Genomic DNA, 12,923 nt, shown 5'->3' with positions numbered 1-12,923 from the left:
AAAGGACACCATGAAGCGCTCCATCTTTACCGAGGATCACGACGCCTTCCGCGCGTCGGTCGCCGAGTTCGTCAAGCGCTCGATCGAGCCGAATGCCGAACGCTTCGTCGAAGAACGGGCGATCGACCGTGAAACCTGGCTCGCGGCAGGCGAACTCGGCTACCTCGGCCTGGGAGTGCCCGAGGAGTTCGGTGGCAGCGACGCGGGCGACTACCGCTTCAACGCGGTGTTCGGCGAGGAGCTGTCGAAGGCGAGCGCCGCGATCGCGTCCTCGTTCGGCATCCACTACGACGTGTGCGCCCCTTACATGGTCGAACTCACCAACGACGAACAGAAGCAGCGCTGGCTCCCGAAGTTCTGCACCGGCGAGATCATCACGGCCATCGGCATGACCGAGCCGTCGGGCGGCTCCGACCTGGCCGCGCTGAAGACCACCGCCGTGCGCGACGGCGACGACTGGATCGTGAACGGCTCGAAGACGTTCATCACCAACGGTTTCAACGCCGACCTGGTGATCGTCGCCGCCCGCACCAGCCCGGAGAAGAAGGCCAAGGGCATCACGCTGTTCGTCATCGAGACCGGCATGGACGGCTTCACTCGTGGTCGCAAGCTCGACAAGGTCGGTCAGCCCGAATCCGATACCGCCGAACTGTTCTTCGACAATGTGCGTGTCCCCGACGCCAACCGGCTCGGCGAGGTCGATCGTGGCTTCATCGCCATGATGGAGCGGCTGCCGCAGGAACGCATCGGCGCGGCGGTCTCCAACCTCGCGCACGCCTCGGCGATCCTGGACGAGACGCTGCAGTACGCCAAGGAGCGCAAGGCATTCGGGCAGCAGATCGGCAGCTTCCAGTACAACAAGTTCCTGTTCGCCGAGCTGGTCACCAAAATCGAAGTGACACAGGCGTTCGTCGATCAGGGCATCGTCGCCCACGCTGCCGGTGAGCTGTCCGCGGTCGACGCGGCGAAGGCCAAGTGGTGGTCGGCGCAGGTGCAGAACGACGTGCTCGACGCGTGTGTGCAGTTGCACGGCGGCTACGGCTACATGCGTGAATACCGGGTCGCGCGGGCGTGGATGGACGCCAGGGTGACCAAGATCTGGGCGGGCTCCAACGAGATCATGAAGGAACTGATCGGCCGCGATCTGGGTCTGTAGCGCACGGATAGCGTCGCGCCCGGCGTAGGAGCCACCGGGCGCGACGCGTCGCCGGTCAGTTCAGGATGATCGGCAGCGCGGCCAGATCGTTCTGCGTGAGCACCGGCAGGTTGCCGATCTCACTGTCGGGCACGGCAAGGCGCAGCTTCGGGAAGCGGGCGAACAGCGCGGGCAGCGCGATCGCGGCTTCCAGACGCGACAGCGCGGCGCCGGGGCAGATGTGCGGGCCGTAGCCGAAGGCCAAGTGGCGGTTGGCGGTCGGGCGGGTCACGTCGAACTCGTCGGCGGTCTCGCCGTGCACCGCGGTGTCGCGGCCGACGGCACGGTAGGACATCACCACGCCCTCACCCTTGGCGATCACGGTGTCGCCGACAACGATGTCCTCGGTGGCGAAACGCATCAGCAGGTGCGAGACCGGGCCGTCCCAGCGCAGCGATTCCTCGATGACCTGCTTCCACTCCACTTCCCCGGCAAGGACTTTCGCCAGCTGCTCGGGTTCGGCGAGCAGCGCGCGCACGGTGTTGATGATCAGGCTGACGGTGGTCTCGTGGCCCGCGGCGACGAGAGCCTTGATGTTGCCGATCGCCTCTTCCTCGGTGAGCGGCTCGCCGCCCTCGTCGGCGGTGACGAACGCCGAGGTCAGATCATCGGCCGGGTCGGCGATCTTCTGCCGGACCAGGTCGGTGAAGTACACATCGAGGCCGCCGATCACCTCGAGGCGCTCGTCCTGCGGGGTCATCACCGAGAAGAACTTCTTGTACCACTCGAGCAGCTGCGCGTGGTCTTCGCGCGCGACGCCCATCAGGTCGCCGACCACGCGCATCGGCAGCGGGTAGGCGAAGACCTCCTTGAGGTCCACGGCAGCGCCGTCGGCGCCGGCGGCTTCGAGGTCGTCGAGCAGGTCGGCGGTCAGCTGTTCGATCACCGGACGTAGCTCTTCCAGCCGCCGCGGGGCCAGTGCCTGGGCTGTCTTGAGCCGCAACCGGCGGTGCTCGGCACCGTCGACGCTGAACATCGAACGGTCGACGAGGACCATCCCGATCAGCGGCCACTGGGTGGTCACCACGCCGTCGGCATACAGCGACCACGCGTTGATGTCCTTGACCAGCCGGGTGTCGGTGGTCAGCTGACGCGCGAGGGCGTGATCGGTGACCGTCCAGGCGGGCACACCGAGCAGGTCGATCCGGGTGATCGGACCGAGTGCTCGAAGTCGGGCGGTTTCCCCGTTGAGGTCACCGACCATGGGGTCGATGGCGAAAGGGCATGGCGAGCTCACGAGAAACCTCCGACGGGTCGAACTGGTGTGAAACGAACGGGCAGTGCGGTCATGCCCCGAAGGAAAGCCGAAGGTCGCCGGGTGAGCTGGTCGGCGCGCACCCCGAGGTCGACATCGGGCAGCCGGTCGAGCAGCACCTCGATCCCGGTCCTCGCGATGATCTCGGCGATCTGCTGCGCCGGGAAAGGGCAGCGATATTCACCGTAACTGAACGCGAAGTGCGCGTTGTTGCCGGTGGGTACCGAGCCGCCATCGGTAAACGATTGGCGCACATGCGGATCCAGATTCGCGGCCGCGAGACCGAGCAGCAGCAGGTCGCCCGAACGAATCGTCTTGTCGGCGAGACGGGTGTCGCGCGCTGCCCAGCGCCCCGCCAGAATCGAGGTGGGACCCTCTTCCCAGAGCACCTCGTTCATGGCCTCACCGACACTGCGCCTGCCACCGCCGAGCGCGTTCGCGAACCGGTCGTCGGTGAGCATCAACCGCATGGAGCTGCCGAGCCAGTCGGCGGTGGTGAGGTGACCCGCGGCGGCGATCGCCATCAGGTCGTTCATGTATTCCTCGTCGGTGAACGGCTCGGGGTCGGCCAGCATCATCGAGGCCAGATCCCCAGCGGGACGTGCCCTTTTCGCCGCGACCAGGCGGGCCATGTGCTCGGCGAAGCGGGCGTGCCCGGACTGGGCGTCGGCGCCACCGTCGGCGAGCTGTTTCATCGCCAGGGCGAGGTCTGCGGCATCGATGTCGGGCAGACCGAGGATGCGCGCCAGCGCGAGCGCGGGCAGCGGCACCGCGAACTCGGCGATCAGGTCGGCGCTGCCGCGCCCACAGAACCCGTCGACGAGACGGTCGGCCAGTTCCTCACAGGCTCTGCGCAATTCGAAGTGATCCACCGCGTCCAGTGCCGGTTCCACCATCGCCAGGTGCCTGCGGTGTTCGGCGCCCGCGGTGAAGTAGATCGAGGGCATCGGGTGCCCGATCATCGGCAGCAGCGGCCAGTCCTCCGGAACCCGGCCCCACTGATTCCACAGCGACACATCGCGCGGGAACAGCAGTGGATCGCTGGTCACCTGGTGCAGTTCGCGATAGCCGATGATCAGCCACGCCGGAAAACCGCCCGGCAGCTCTACCTCGACGACCGGGCCGTGGTCGCGGCGCATCCGCCGGTAGACCTCGTGCGGTTCGATGTGGAACTCGGGCCCGCTCAACGGCACCGCGCCGGTGATCGGGCAGGCGCCGGTCGGTGTGCTCATCAGACGGTTTCTCCCTGCGGGACAGCGGAATACAGGTGCTCGACCAACGTGATCAGCACCTGCTTGCTCGATTCGCGCGAGCGCGCGTCACACATCACCAGCGGCACCGCCGGATCGAGATCGAGCGCGTCACGCACCGCTCCGGGCGAATGGGAATCGCCGAAGTCGTTGCAGGCGACCACGAACGGAGTGCCCTGATGTTCGAGCCGGTCGATCGCGTACCAGGAGTCGCTGATCCGGCGCTGGTCGACCAGCACGATCGCGCCGAGCGCACCGGCGAACAGCCGGTCCCACAGGAACCAGAACCGCTGCTGACCAGGAGCTCCGAACAGATACAGCACATGTTCGTCGTCGAGGGTGATGCGGCCGAAGTCGAAGGCGACGGTGGTGGTCGACTTGCCGGGCACACCGCTGGTGTCGTCGACACCTGCCCCGACGTCGGTCATCGTGGCTTCGGTGTCGAGGGGCCGGATCTCGCTCACCGAGCGCACCAGTGTCGTTTTGCCGACACCGAATCCGCCGATCACCACGATCTTCAACCCGTGCATTGCCGTGCTGTGCAGCGGCGCTCGAGCCCGCTCGGGCACGTTCTCAGAGCTTGCGAAGTCCAACGAGCACCTTCTCGAGGGTGGAAGCGTCCAGCGACATCGCCGCCGACAGCGGTGGGCGCACCGTGATCTTGCCCGAGGCCAGCAGGTCCGACAGCACGACCGTGGCCACCCCGACGGGCAGGCGCAGCTCGGCCGCGATCTCCACCACGGCGGTCGGCGCCCGGCACATGTCGAGGATCGCGGCCTGCTCCGAGGACATGCCCGCGGTGGGCGCGGACTCGCTGACCACCAGGGTGACCAGGTCGAAGTCCTCGGTTACGGGGGCGCGTCCGCCGGTCAGCGTATAGAAACGGTCGGGATCGTCGTCGCGACCCGCCCTGGTCACTCGATCGCTCCGCGTCTGGGCTGGGCAGCCAGATGCTCACCGAGCTGTTCGACCAGCTCGTGCATCGTGTGGCCGACCAGACCGGCATCGGCATCCTCGGCGGCGACCACCGCCAGGTGCGCGCCGCGCCCCGCCTCGACCACGAACAGGATGCCGCCGTAGAACTCGGTCATCGACTGGCGAACTCCGCCACGCCCGTCACCGAACTCCACGGATGCCCCGTGCGACAGGCTCTGGAATCCGGCGGCGATGGCGGCCAGCTGATCGGCGCGGTCCACATCGAGTTCCGGTGTGTGGCAGATCTTGAGCCCGTCGCCGGACAGCAGCAGGGCGTGCCTGGCGCGCGGGGTGCGGGCGAGCAGCTTCTCGAGCAGCCAGCCGAGGTGGGCGGGGGCGGTGGTGGTCATCGGTCCTCCATGGGGTCGGGAGCCGCGGCGGCGCTGCCCGGTTCGTGGCTTGTGGTGCGGCCCGGCGCGGAGCGCTGGAAGGCACCGAGGGCAGTGGGCTTGGCCGGTGCCGCCTTGGCGGCGGGTGCGGCGGTGAGACCTTCGGGGTGGACCTGGGCCAGGGTGTCGCCCCGGCGGCGTTTCGGCAGCGAGGGCGAGGTCGGGACCGCGCCGTCGGTCTCCGGTCGCGCGTGCTGGCCGGCCGGCTCGCTGAAATCCATGGTGCCGGTGTCGGTTCTGCGCGGGATCGGACTGTCGAACTGGCTCAGCGTGGCGGGTTCGGCGAAGCGTGGCGCCGCCACCACATTGCGGCTGCGGCGTTCGGCGCGGGCGGTGAGCTCGCGCGGGATGACGACGACGACCGCGGTGCCGCCGATCGCCGACGGCCGATACGACACGGTGAGTTCGTGCTTGCGCGCCAGATGCCCGACCACCGCGAGGCCGAGCCGGGTACCCGACAGCGAGGCGAGATCCACGCCCTTGCCCTTGTGATCGCGCCCGGTGACGGCGGATTCGGCGCGGCGCAGCGCGGAATCGCTCATGATCAGGCCGCTGTCCTCGATCGTGATCACCACGCCCGCGGGCACTTCCGCGGCGTAGACGTGCACCTCGGTGGTGGGCGGCGAGAAGTTGCAGGCATTGTCGAGGAGTTCGGCCAGTGTGTGCATCACGCCTTCGGCGGCGTGCCCGGCGATGCCGACCTCGGCGATCGCCCGCAGCCGCACGCGCTGATACCCGGCGACACGGCCCATCGCGCCGCGCAGAATCGATTCCATCGCGATCGGTTTCGCCCAGCGGCGGCCGGTGCGCGCACCGGACAGGACCGCGATGCTGTCGGCCAGTCGTCCGGCCTGGGCGGTGCGATGGTCGATGTGGAGCAGGTCGGTGAGCACTCGCGGGTCGGCGTGGCGGTGTTCCATCTCCCGCAGTTCGGCCAGCATCGAGGTGGTCATCGCCTGGATGCGGCCGGCCGCACCGGCGAAGGCGGCCAGTGCCGCCGCGCCCCGGCGCGAGTTCTCCTGGGCTTCCCACGCGTACGCGGCGGTGTGCTCGTCGGCCTGGGTCAGGCGCGCGCTCGCCTCGGCCACGGTCGCGGCCAGTTGCTGCTCGGCCTGCTGGGCAGCGGCCAGACTCGCACGCGCCTGCGCGCGCTGACGCAGGGCGAACCACACCGCGGGGCAGCCGATCAGTGCCGCGGCCACCGCCGCGGCGAGCACCGGGATGCCGATGGCCGGTGGCGTGAACACCGCGGTCACCGCGGCGATCGCCACCACCGCCACGCCGGCGCCGAGCACCACAGATCCGGCGCTGTCGCCGGACGCCTTCGGCGCAGCTACTGTCTGTGCCATCGGCAGTACTTCCGCAGTACTCACAGGCCCCCTGCCATAGTGGTCGATCAAACACGCAGCAAGGCAGCCTGTTTCGAAGTCGGAGTCGAGCATATCGAGCCCCCGCCCGACCTGCCACTCGACCGATCAGGGTTCACCGGCCGTTGGGGTACGGGTCAGTATCGGGCCTGGTCACGGCAGGTGGGGCGAGACGGCGATCACGTCGCCAGAGCAGGTGCGATGACCGTTGCCATGGCTCGGTAGCCGGAGTCGTTGGGATGCAGGTGATCACCGCTGTCGAACGCGTCGGCGAGGCGGGTGCGATCACCGGGAGTGGCCAGCGCTCGTTCGAGATCGACCACCGTGTCGAAAGCGCCCGACTCCCGAATCCAAGTGTTCACCTCGGTCCGCAATCGTTCCTTCTCCGGCGAGTAGTACGCGGAACCGGCGAACGGCAGAATGGTCGCGCCGACGATGCGCACGCCCGCCGCGCGCGCCTGCGCGATCAAGTCGCGGTATCCGACGATGAGCTGCTCGGTCGAAACCGGCGGGAAGACAACCCCGTCCGGGCCCGCACTGCCCGACAGGCCGATGTCGTTGATCCCGATCAGGACGACGGCGGTGCCGACGCCCGGTTGGTCGAGAACGTCGCGACGGAACCGCGCCAGCGCGCTGTCGCCGAGCACGGTCGAGTCGGTGAGCAGCCTGTTGCCGCTGATTCCGGCGTTGACCACCGGGCCGTGGTGGCCTACCGCCGCGAGCTGGTCGGGGTAGCGCAGGTCGGCGTCGGGGGTGGAGCGGTAGCCGTCGGTGATCGAATCGCCGAAGGCCACGGTGACGTCGCCGGTGCTCGACCGCAGCGTCTCGATGCCCGCCACGTAGTACCAGGACTGCGAGGTGTCGGTGAACTGCGCCGCCGACGGGTCGTCGGCGTGATCGCCCTGCGCTCGGTAGCTGGTGGCCAGCGACTGGCCGTGCTGAGTCGCGGGGCCGGTGGGTCGGTCGAAATAGAGCGTGACCGCGATCGATGACCCCACGGTGCGCACCGCGTCGCTGATCACCTCGGCCCCCGGTGCGATCACGAAGGTGGACTGCCCGCCGACGCTCAACCCCCGCACCGATTCCGGGACGATCGCCGCTCCGCCCGCGCTGGCGGCCACCGTCGCCGCCGACACGGGCAGGGGGTACTCGCCGAAGCGATTCGACAACCGAATCCTGACTCGCGGCCCCTCCTGCGACAGGCGAAACACCTGTCGCACAGTCTGATCGGCGAAACCCATCGCCGACCAGTTCTGGTAGACCGGGTACTGCACAGCGGTCGTCCAGGCACTCGACCACGAGGTTTCGGTGTCGCGCGCACCGAACGCCACCAGGATGAGCGCGGCCACGGCGGCGACGGGCGCGGCGATCCACCGCGGGCGCACCGTCAACGCAGCGACCATGTCATGCCGAAAGCCGCCAGAGCGTCGAGGAATTCGACCGGCTCGAACAGCTCGGCGGGTGCCTGCGCGCCCGGCTTGCCCACACCGGCGGCGATTCGCGTCGCGACCTCGACCGCGAGCTGGGCGCTGTTGCGGTAGGCGTCGGGACCGCGGCCGATCCCACGCAGGGTCCGGCCGTCGCGGTGGATGTCGACGACCATCGAGTACGCGGCCGGGGCCGACGGCGTTTCGGGCGCGGCGTCCAGATCGGCTTCGGTGACGGTGCCGACGATGTCGAAAATCGACTTCGCGAGTACGCCCTCCACCGAGCGTGCCGTGGTGTGGCGCGGAATCGTCACCACGGAGGGTTGCGGAAACTTCAGCACTGCAATGGGTTCCGTCTCGTCTGGAAGTAGGAAGGTGGTCCGGCGGGGCTGGGGACCGGTGTGGAATTCGCCGTCGGACCAAGACAGGCCGCCACTGGTGAAGACATCTAGATTCTGGAAGACGGTGCGCATACTTCCGCGCGAGCCCTCACCGCCGGGCGTGGCGACATGGCTCAGGACGATCTCGTCGGCGCCGCCGAGTCGCTCGGCGCCGAGGTGGGCGAGCAGGTCGCCGAAGATCCCCGCTTCGGTGGTCGCGGTCGAGAGCGTCACCCCGGCTTGCGCCGCGAGCGGGCCGAATTCGGCGAAGACCTTCTCGACGAAGAGCTGTTCCCCCGCGACGTCGACGTAGTGGACGCCGGCGGCGATGGCGGCGCGCAGCACTCCCTCGCCGCGACCGGTGTAGTCGGGCAGCGTACTGATCACGGCGTCGACGTCGGCGAACGCGGCGACGAGCGCGGCGTGATCGTCGGCGGCGGCGACGCGGACCTCGGCGGCGAGTCCGGCGAGCCGCGCGGCGTCGCGGCCTACGGCCACGGTCTCGATACCGCGCTCGCGCAGTTCCCGCACCGCGAATGTTCCGACGTGGCCACTGGCTCCGTAGACGGCGATCTTCATGTCGTGCTCCTTGTGCTCATCGGGCTGATGAACACAGCGTATGAACCATTCGTGAGACAAGAAATCATCCAGAATCTTGTCTGGATATCCGACCGTCTCTGCGAGTACCGTTTTGAACATGGATCTGCTGAGCGATGTCCTGGCCACCGCGAAGACCGGCAGCCCAGCCTCCGGCATGTTCGTGCGGCACGCGCCGTGGGGTCGGGCGTATCCACGCATCGAGAGCGCGGGCTTCCATGTGATTCTGCAGGGTTCGTGCTGGCTGACGCGACCCGATGCGCAGCCGCTGGCACTGGGCGCCGGTGACGCGGTCTTCATGCCTCGCGGGGTCGCCCACGATCTGCTCGACCAGCTCGACAGCCCGGTGACCGAAACCGCGGGCCCCGAGGATGTCCGGATCGTGACGGGGCCGGGTGCTCCCGCGACCCTGCTGTGCGGTTCCTACCAGCTCGCCGCCGACCGAACCCATCCGCTGCTGACGGAACTGCCCGAGGTGGTACACATTCCGGCCCGGCTCGGCACGCATCCGTCGCTGCGCGCCGCGGTGGACCTGCTGGCCGACGAGCTCACCCACCCCCACCCCGGCGCCGACGCGGCGATACCCCCACTGCTGGACCTGCTGCTCCTCTATCTCCTGCGCGCCCGGCTCGCGGACTCCGCCCAGACGACCGGCTGGGCGGCCGCGGTCGCCGACCCGGACATCTCCCGCGCCCTGCGCGCCGTCCACGACGACCCCGCCCACGGCTGGACCGTCGAATCCCTGGGCGCCCGAGCAGGTCTCAGTCGCGCCGCCTTCGCCAAACGTTTCACCACGCTGGTCGGCGAGCCCCCGCTGACCTACCTCACCCGCTGGCGCATGCTCACCGCTGCCCGCCTGCTCCGCGACACCGACCATCCACTCTCGACCGTCGCGAGGCACACCGGATACAGCTCCGAGTACGCCTTCAGCAAAGCCTTCAAACGCGAATTCGGCACGGCACCTGGCCGATACCGCTCGACATCGACCGAGGTCCTGCTCGCGGGCGCGCGGTAACCGTCAGTCGAGCACAGCCGTAGTCCTCCACCTCGACGAGCAGATCCGGCTCACCGAGCGCAGCCACCCCGATCAACGTGATCGGCTTGACCGGATCCACACCGAGCTTCGCCGCCGCCCCGGCAACGCCTTCGCCGCTCCTCGACACGCGAGATCAGTTGAGTTGGGCTACAGCGGCTTTCGTTGCCTCGGCGACGAGGTCGTTGGAGGGGTCGGCGTTCTGGTCCGGCTTGGTGGTGAGGACGGCGAGGACCAGGGGCGCGCGGTGAGGGGGCCAGGCGATAGCTACGTCGAGGGCGGAGCCGTAGGCGGGGCTGCCGGTTTTGTCGCCGACGATCCAGTCCGTGGGCAGACCTGCCTTGATGCGTTTGGCGCCGGTCTTGCTCGCCTTCAGCCACGTGGCGAGCTGGGCGCGTTCGGGTTCCGGGAGCGCGGTGCCGACGACGAGTGCACGGTAGTTCGCCACCAGGGCGGCAGCGGTGGTGGTGTCGCGTTCGTCGCCGGGGATCGCGGTGTTGAGTTCGGGCTCCCAGCGATCGAGACGGGACACGGTGTCACCCAGGCTGCGCAGAAAGGCGGTGAATCCCGCTGGGCCACCGAGCAATCGGAGCAGCATGTTGCCCGCGGTGTTGTCGGACAGGGTGATCGCCGCGTCGCAGAGCGCGGTGACGGTCATGCCGGTGTCGATGTGTTTTTCCGTCTCCGGCGAGTTCACGACGATGTCGGCCGCGGTGTAGCGGATGACCTGGTCGAAATAGCCGGTGGACAGCGGATGCGCCTGCAGGAGTGCGCCGCACGCCACACCCTTGAAGGTCGAGGCCATCGGGAAGCGTTCGCCCTCCCGGTAGTCGACCGTGGCTCCGCTTGCGGTGTCAACTACCGACAGACCCAGTCGGGCGCCGTATTTCGCCTCCATGTCGGCGAATGTCGCGGTGGCGGGCACGGCCGCCGAAGTACTCGGTGCCGGTTCGGCGTCGTTGCGCGAGCAGGCGGTGCACGTCACGGCCGAGATCGCCAGCGCGACGGCGGCGATCCGGGTGCGGAGGCGGGGCGTCAGTGTGGAGGAAGTCACCGGTGCACGCAATCATCGCCGACCGGTTCGAAGCCAATACCGGACAGCGGGCTGGACGAGTCGCACCCGATATCACCGCAGGTGAACAGCGGTAAGGCGACAGGGAAGACCGATACCCACCAGCTCGTCCGCCCAGATCGACCGAGCCGTGGCAACAGCGCTGGTTCAATGGCCGATATGGATCTGATCCGCCACCTCCGGTTCTTCGTCTCCGTCGCGGACGAGGGCCACTTCGGGCGGGCAGCAGCGGCACTCGACATGACCCAACCTCCCCTGTCGCAGGGGTTGCGCCGCCTCGAACAACATCTCGACGTCGAACTCATCCACCGCACCAGCCAGGGCGCGCTACTCACCACCGCGGGCAAACACCTGTTGCCGCGTGCCCGGCTGCTCGTCGACGACGCCGACCGATTGCTCGCCGAATCACTGCGGATCGCGCAGCTCAGCGGGACCGTGCGGTTCGCGGCGACGACCGCGCTCCCCGATCGTCTGGTCACCGCGTGTGTCACCGGCTTGCGCGCCGCGGGTGGCAGCGTGGCGACGACACTGGCCACGACCGTCGATCTCGTCGCCGAGGTGCGCGCGGGCATCTGCGATGTGGCGGTGATCGAACATCCGGCGCTGGTCGACGGGGTGGAGGCCGGACCGGTGGTGAAGTTACCGCGCTGGTTGGTGGTACCCGCCGAGCACCGCACCACCACCGCCGAACGACCGACCTTCCCGATGCTCGCCGGACTGCACTTCGCGCATCCACCGCGCGCCGCGAACCCGCCCGCCTTCGACAGCATCATCGACCTGCTGCGGGAACGGGGGCTGGACGCACCACCACTCGCGGCACCCGACGATCGGGCGGTGTTGGCCGCGGTGGCGGCGGGCACGAGTTTCGGCGTCACCGCCACCTCGCCGACGCCGACACCGGGGGTGGCCTGGCTCACGCTGGCACCGCAGTCGATTGCCCTGCGGATCAGGGTAATTCGCAGAGCGGACGCGGGAGCGCATGCCGATGCGCTGGATCGGGTGCTGTACCGGGAGCGGCTGCGATGAGTGTGTTCGACGCGGCGGTGCCGGCATGACGGAATCGGCGAGTGCCCGGATCCGTGCCGTGTTCGCCGATGCGGGCTGCGTCGGCTGGTTGCACGCCCGGCGCTGCGATGGGTCCGCCGGCGAGATCTCCGTCGGTGGGCACGAGCGGGTGGTGATCGCGTCGGTCTACAAACTGCTGCTGCTGGCAGCGTTCTTGCGACAGGTCGACCACGGCCTGATCGACCCCACCGGCCGGCTCACCATCGATCCCGCCGACTGCACGCCGGGCCCTACCGGCCTTGCGGCACTCCATGATCCGGTCACGCTGAGCCGCCGCGATCTGGCGGCATCGATGATGACCGTGTCCGACAATGCCGCCGCTGATGTCCTGCTCGGCGAGGTCGGTCTCGCCGCGGTGAGCGAGCTGGTGCACGAGCTCGCCCTGACGGATACCAGGATCGTCGGCGGTACGGCCGACCAGCACCGCAGCCTGGTCCGCGATACCGATACCCACAGCACCGCAGAGGCTTTCGCGGTCCTGGCGGACAACGACGAGGCGTGGACCGTCTCCGCCTACGACCCCTCCTACGCCAGCGCGACCACACCCGAGGAGATGACCCGGTTCCTGGGGAAGCTGTGGACCGGTGACATATTGTCCACGGCCGGTACGGCATTCGCGCGCACGGTGATGAGCAAGCAGATCTGGCCGCACCGCATCGCCGCCGGATTCCCCCATCGCGGAGTCCTGGTGGCGGGCAAGACCGGCACCATCGGGGTGATCCGCAACGAAGTCGCCGTCGTCGAATTCCCTGGCGAAACACCGGTAGCGGTAGCGGTCTTCACCCGCGCCGCCCGCGCGGATCCGATGCTGCCGGTGGTCGACACCGCGATCGGCGAGGCGGCACGGATCGCCGTCACCGAACTGCGCCGCCCGCGCTGAGGTGACAACTCCCTGACGACCATGGCTAGCATCGTCGT

Annotated in this window: 13 protein-coding genes; 4 read left to right on the top strand and 9 right to left on the bottom strand. The window is 68.7% G+C overall.

Annotation, left to right across the window (positions count from 1 at the left end; all coding sequences use genetic code 11):
• Positions 1 to 10 precede the first annotated feature (10 nt).
• Positions 11 to 1,156, top strand: coding sequence for an acyl-CoA dehydrogenase family protein (locus ACWDXS_RS10425; RefSeq protein WP_378991451.1), 1,146 nt, complete (start codon positions 11 to 13; stop codon positions 1,154 to 1,156).
• Between the two features lie 55 nt (positions 1,157 to 1,211).
• Here the strand turns inward: ACWDXS_RS10425 and ACWDXS_RS10420 are convergent, their stop codons facing one another.
• From ACWDXS_RS10420 to ACWDXS_RS10385, 8 genes are all read right to left on the bottom strand, one after another.
• On the bottom strand, positions 1,212 to 2,432 hold the full coding sequence (locus tag ACWDXS_RS10420; protein WP_449964273.1) for a cytochrome P450 family protein: 1,221 nt from the start codon (positions 2,430 to 2,432) through the stop codon (positions 1,212 to 1,214).
• Positions 2,429 to 3,682 carry a cytochrome P450 gene (locus ACWDXS_RS10415; protein ID WP_449964270.1) on the bottom strand — a complete coding sequence of 418 codons (1,254 nt, stop codon included), beginning with the start codon at positions 3,680 to 3,682 and terminating at the stop codon, positions 2,429 to 2,431. Before ACWDXS_RS10415 ends, ACWDXS_RS10420 begins: the two co-directional genes overlap by 4 nt.
• The gene (locus tag ACWDXS_RS10410; protein WP_378633469.1) at positions 3,682 to 4,230 is read right to left on the bottom strand and encodes a GTP-binding protein; all 549 of its coding nucleotides are present in this window, start codon (positions 4,228 to 4,230) and stop codon (positions 3,682 to 3,684) included. Before ACWDXS_RS10410 ends, ACWDXS_RS10415 begins: the two co-directional genes overlap by 1 nt.
• Positions 4,231 to 4,273: 43 nt before the next feature.
• The gene (locus tag ACWDXS_RS10405) at positions 4,274 to 4,618 is read right to left on the bottom strand and encodes a DUF742 domain-containing protein (RefSeq protein WP_378991448.1); all 345 of its coding nucleotides are present in this window, start codon (positions 4,616 to 4,618) and stop codon (positions 4,274 to 4,276) included.
• Positions 4,615 to 5,025 (bottom strand): roadblock/LC7 domain-containing protein, encoded by a 411-nt coding sequence (locus tag ACWDXS_RS10400; RefSeq protein ID WP_378633077.1) that lies wholly within the window; start codon positions 5,023 to 5,025, stop codon positions 4,615 to 4,617. Before ACWDXS_RS10400 ends, ACWDXS_RS10405 begins: the two co-directional genes overlap by 4 nt.
• Positions 5,022 to 6,413: a sensor histidine kinase gene (locus ACWDXS_RS10395; RefSeq protein WP_449964266.1), complete on the bottom strand. Its 1,392-nt coding sequence runs from the start codon at positions 6,411 to 6,413 to the stop codon at positions 5,022 to 5,024. Before ACWDXS_RS10395 ends, ACWDXS_RS10400 begins: the two co-directional genes overlap by 4 nt.
• Before the next feature lie 197 nt (positions 6,414 to 6,610).
• Positions 6,611 to 7,816 carry an SGNH/GDSL hydrolase family protein gene (locus tag ACWDXS_RS10390; RefSeq protein ID WP_449964756.1) on the bottom strand — a complete coding sequence of 402 codons (1,206 nt, stop codon included), beginning with the start codon at positions 7,814 to 7,816 and terminating at the stop codon, positions 6,611 to 6,613.
• 2 nt (positions 7,817 to 7,818) lie between these two features.
• Positions 7,819 to 8,817, bottom strand: a complete 999-nt coding sequence (locus tag ACWDXS_RS10385) for a saccharopine dehydrogenase NADP-binding domain-containing protein (RefSeq protein ID WP_449964263.1) — start codon at positions 8,815 to 8,817, stop codon at positions 7,819 to 7,821.
• 118 nt (positions 8,818 to 8,935) lie between these two features.
• On the opposite strand from ACWDXS_RS10385, the gene ACWDXS_RS10380 reads away from it, so the two are divergent.
• A complete protein-coding gene (locus tag ACWDXS_RS10380; protein WP_449964261.1) occupies positions 8,936 to 9,850 on the top strand; it encodes an AraC family transcriptional regulator in 915 nt (304 codons plus the stop codon).
• Positions 9,851 to 10,004: 154 nt separating this feature from the next.
• Here ACWDXS_RS10380 and bla read toward each other — a convergent pair whose 3' ends face one another.
• Positions 10,005 to 10,922 (bottom strand): class A beta-lactamase, encoded by a 918-nt coding sequence (bla, locus tag ACWDXS_RS10375; protein WP_449964258.1) that lies wholly within the window; start codon positions 10,920 to 10,922, stop codon positions 10,005 to 10,007.
• Positions 10,923 to 11,090: 168 nt separating this feature from the next.
• Here bla and ACWDXS_RS10370 point away from each other — a divergent pair, with 168 nt between their 5' ends.
• Both ACWDXS_RS10370 and ACWDXS_RS10365 read left to right on the top strand, forming a co-directional pair.
• On the top strand, positions 11,091 to 11,966 hold the full coding sequence (locus ACWDXS_RS10370; protein WP_378991439.1) for a LysR family transcriptional regulator: 876 nt from the start codon (positions 11,091 to 11,093) through the stop codon (positions 11,964 to 11,966).
• A 25-nt stretch (positions 11,967 to 11,991) separates the two neighbouring features.
• On the top strand, positions 11,992 to 12,885 hold the full coding sequence (locus ACWDXS_RS10365; RefSeq protein WP_378991631.1) for a serine hydrolase: 894 nt from the start codon (positions 11,992 to 11,994) through the stop codon (positions 12,883 to 12,885).
• Positions 12,886 to 12,923 lie beyond the last annotated feature (38 nt).

This window comes from Nocardia sp. NPDC003183, assembly GCF_053590715.1.
This window is presented reverse-complemented; position numbering and strand designations above follow the sequence as displayed.

Excerpts from the sequence above, each read along its gene's own strand:
- ACWDXS_RS10370 (WP_378991439.1), top strand. The coding sequence starts at position 11,091 with ATGGCCGATATGGATCTGATCCGCCACCTCCGGTTCTTCGTCTCCGTC.
- ACWDXS_RS10395 (WP_449964266.1), bottom strand. The coding sequence starts at position 6,413 with ATGGCACAGACAGTAGCTGCGCCGAAGGCGTCCGGCGACAGCGCCGGA.
- ACWDXS_RS10410 (WP_378633469.1), bottom strand. The coding sequence starts at position 4,230 with ATGCACGGGTTGAAGATCGTGGTGATCGGCGGATTCGGTGTCGGCAAA.
- ACWDXS_RS10380 (WP_449964261.1), top strand. The coding sequence starts at position 8,936 with ATGGATCTGCTGAGCGATGTCCTGGCCACCGCGAAGACCGGCAGCCCA.
- ACWDXS_RS10415 (WP_449964270.1), bottom strand. The coding sequence starts at position 3,682 with ATGAGCACACCGACCGGCGCCTGCCCGATCACCGGCGCGGTGCCGTTG.
- ACWDXS_RS10385 (WP_449964263.1), bottom strand. The coding sequence starts at position 8,817 with ATGAAGATCGCCGTCTACGGAGCCAGTGGCCACGTCGGAACATTCGCG.
- ACWDXS_RS10365 (WP_378991631.1), top strand. The coding sequence starts at position 11,992 with ATGACGGAATCGGCGAGTGCCCGGATCCGTGCCGTGTTCGCCGATGCG.
- ACWDXS_RS10425 (WP_378991451.1), top strand. The coding sequence starts at position 11 with ATGAAGCGCTCCATCTTTACCGAGGATCACGACGCCTTCCGCGCGTCG.
- ACWDXS_RS10400 (WP_378633077.1), bottom strand. The coding sequence starts at position 5,025 with ATGACCACCACCGCCCCCGCCCACCTCGGCTGGCTGCTCGAGAAGCTG.